The organism is Candidatus Ozemobacteraceae bacterium, from assembly GCA_035373905.1.
Lineage (GTDB): Bacteria > Muiribacteriota > Ozemobacteria > Ozemobacterales > Ozemobacteraceae > MWAR01.
In genome coordinates, this window is sequence record DAOSOK010000079.1 from 1 (window position 1) to 3,212 (window position 3,212).

Annotated in this window: 4 protein-coding genes and 1 pseudogene; all 5 read right to left on the reverse strand. The window is 56.8% G+C overall.

From position 1 onward, the window contains the following. The coding region (locus tag PLU72_20240) for a nucleotide sugar dehydrogenase (GenBank protein HOT30515.1) at window positions 1–1,142 on the reverse strand (1,142 nt) is incomplete at its 3' end. Window positions 1,143–1,253: 111 nt separating this feature from the next. After that, window positions 1,254–1,358, reverse strand: a pseudogene (locus PLU72_20245) (Uma2 family endonuclease). Between the two features lie 127 nt (window positions 1,359–1,485). Continuing rightward, window positions 1,486–1,929: a hypothetical protein gene (locus PLU72_20250; protein ID HOT30516.1), complete on the reverse strand. Its 444-nt coding sequence runs from the start codon at window positions 1,927–1,929 to the stop codon at window positions 1,486–1,488. Window positions 1,930–2,245: 316 nt separating this feature from the next. Continuing rightward, the gene (locus PLU72_20255; GenBank protein ID HOT30517.1) at window positions 2,246–2,863 is read right to left on the reverse strand and encodes a Uma2 family endonuclease; all 618 of its coding nucleotides are present in this window, start codon (window positions 2,861–2,863) and stop codon (window positions 2,246–2,248) included. A 74-nt stretch (window positions 2,864–2,937) separates the two neighbouring features. Further along, a partial coding sequence (locus PLU72_20260; GenBank protein ID HOT30518.1) for a hypothetical protein occupies window positions 2,938–3,212 on the reverse strand: 275 nt, incomplete at its 5' end.

Below are 3,212 nucleotides of genomic sequence, written 5' to 3' on the forward strand. Positions count from 1 at the left end.
CGTTTGAGGGAGTTCGTGATCTCGAGGCCGTATTCTTCCAGGGCCTCGTGCGGATCAGCCAAGGGGTCGTGAATAACGGTCTGGATTTCATATTCGGCGAGCTCGCGTATAATATCGACAACTTTTGTATTTCGCAGGTCCGCGACGTTTTCCTTGAACGTGAAACCAAGAATGAGCAACCGGGCCCCTCGCACGGTTTTTCCGGCGCGGATCATCTTTTTTACGGTACTCTCGGCGATGAACTTGCCCATGCCGTCGTTGATTCGGCGGCCGGCGAGGATCACCTCAGGGTGATAGCCTAGTTCTTCAGCCTTGAACGTCAGATAATACGGATCGACGCCGATGCAGTGGCCACCGACGAGGCCGGGGACGAACTTGAGGAAGTTCCACTTGGTGCCGGCAGCGGCGAGAACCTCGCGCGTGTCGATTCCCATTTTGTGGAAAATGATGGCCAGCTCATTCATCAAGGCGATATTCAGATCACGCTGCGTATTCTCGATGACCTTCGCGGCTTCGGCGACCTTGATGCTCGAAGCCTTGTGAATGCCGGCCTTGATGATGCTGCCGTAGACGTTCGCGACAATCTCGAGCGCTTTTTCATCCGAGCCGGAGACGATTTTGGTGATCGTTTCGAGGCGGTGCTCCTTGTCGCCGGGGTTGATGCGCTCGGGACTATATCCGAGTTTGAAATCCGTGCCGAATTTCAACCCGGATTCCCGTTCGAGAATCGGAAGGCACTCGTCCTCGGTGACGCCGGGGTAAACGGTCGATTCGTAGACGACGATGGTTCCCCTGCCAAGGTGGCGACCGACGGATTCCGAGGATTTCACCAGCGGGGTGAGATCGGGCCGGTTGTTCCTGTCGACGGGGGTCGGTACGGCCACGACGATGAACCGGCAGGCTTCGAGCGCCTTCGGATCGGTGGTGAAATCGATCTTCACCTGCTTCAGGCCGCCTTCAGGAACCTCGCCCGTCGGGTCGATGCCCTTTTTCAGCAGGGCGACTTTCTCCGCATTGCAATCGAATCCGACGACCCTGAACTTCCTCGCGAATGCATGGGCGAGCGGCAGGCCGACATATCCGAGCCCCACGACGGCGAGGGATGTTTTCTTCTTCTGCAAATCATTCCACAGGGTTTTCATCGGCTTCATCCTCTGACTCGGGTATCGAAATGATGACGCTCTGGCCCGCGTCGGAGTGGGATGAGGATATCATTCACCCCGGCCGAAATCAACACAAATCCCCCCTGCCAATTCGCGTATCCCGTGATGTTCGTAGAGATTCAGCTTGCGGACACGGTCCTTCGAAGACGTCGAAGGGGAAAGGATTTCGACGATCAGGTCAGAGGCTTCGCGGCAGAATCTTCATCATCTTCAATTTTCGGCAACATGTTGCCGTACATCAGCAAAAATCGGCAGTTTATTGCCGGGAATGTAAGGTTTGGAGAATAGCTTCAATGATCTGGAAACGGCCATTCACGGGCTGTTACCCGAGTTTTTCCAATGCTTCGATGTCGGCCAGATCCTGCTTGCGAGCGGATGTGCGCTTGTTGAGAATGATATCGGAGCGCGAAAGAACCGCCGCGGGTTGATCGGCGAAGACCGTATGCATCCTGTTTGCCCAGGCTTCTTCGAATGTCAGACCATCAACGGCGGTCAGCACATCGATACGAAGCGGAGGAACACCGATTTGGAAGATGATTCCCGGTATCGAGAGATCATCGACCGTCAATTCCTGCAGCGGTGCGCCAAACGCCTTCAACGCCTGTATGGCCCGAAGCGCGTTGTCTTTCGCCGGGCGAATCCATACATCCAGGTCTTTCGTTGCCCGAACGTGCCCATGCGCAGCCAGCGCGTGAGCGCCCACGACGATGAAATCAACGTGATGGTCGTTGAATGCGGCTAACAGATCTCTGAAGTCTTGGTTCATCTCTGCTGTTCCACGCCATGCAGGCGCGTGACAATATCCAGACCCCCTCGATGCGCTCCGGAACCGACAGGGTGAGCCAGTCGCGATCGGGAGTCTCACGCTCTCCGGGGCGAATGATACGACACGAAACGATCGAGCGGCGGCGAGGTTCTTCCATACGAAGCGTATGATACCACAACAAGCCTGGTCATGCTCACCGTCGATCATTCGTGCGACCGGGGTTCGGCTGATCCATGAACATTGCAAGAACATTGAGAATACGCTGGCGCGTCCTCAAAGGAGACGATGTACATTCAGGGGCCGCCACGGTTCCTGCTTATCCGAAGGTCGGCGGGGGTTGTCTCACGCTCTTCGGCGGTTTGGGGAACACGTCGTCGAGGATGATCGACAACCCGGGAAAGATTTCTGACGTCAGCGTCATCGTGCGATCGAAGGTCAGAGGGCGACCGTAACGGCCGCCCGGGCCGAGGTTGAAGCGCATGACGTCGCCGTTGGGATCGACGATCCAGAACTCGCGCACTCCGTGATGCTCGTAGAGATTCAGCTTGCGGACATGGTCCTTCGAAGACGTCGAAGGGGAAACGATCTCGACGATCAGGTCAGGGGCTCCGCGGCATCCTTTGTCGTCGAGTTTCGATTCATCGCAAACGACGACGATGTCCGGCTGGACGACGGTTTTGATCTCTTCATCGGCTTCTTTCCGGTTGGGCAGACGCACGTCGAAGGGGGCGGCATAGACCCGGCAGGGCTTTCCCTTGAAGAAGGAATGGAGCTGAGTCGCAAATTCCATGGAAAGCTCCTGGTGCAATCGTCCGGGCCCCGGCGTCATGTCGAAAACCTCGCCGTCGATCAGCTCACACCGGATCTCGTCGGACCAGGTGCAATAATCACCATAGGTGTAAGAGATGCCAGTCATTTTCTTGGGCTCGGGCATGGAAGGCTCTCCTTGTCATCAAGGCCAGTTCGGTATTTCGGGCACCTTCATTCTAGCATAGGTTGACGAATCTCTCATGATGACTTTGACAGCGATGTTTCGAGGTTTGCCCGGGTCAGGAGAGCAACCTCGGACTGGCGTTCCAGGAAGGGGGCCACGTCCTGGGCAAGCTTGCTGACGTCCAGCGAATCCAGGCGGTCTCGCACCAGATCGCGCCAGGAGGAGGCAGCGACGAGGCCGGTTCCCTGGGTCTGATCGAGAGCGGCCTGAAGGAATTCGACGTTTGGTGTGAGCTGGGGCCGCCGTGAAAGATACCAGATGAGGTCATACCAGTCGCGGCCTTTGGGGT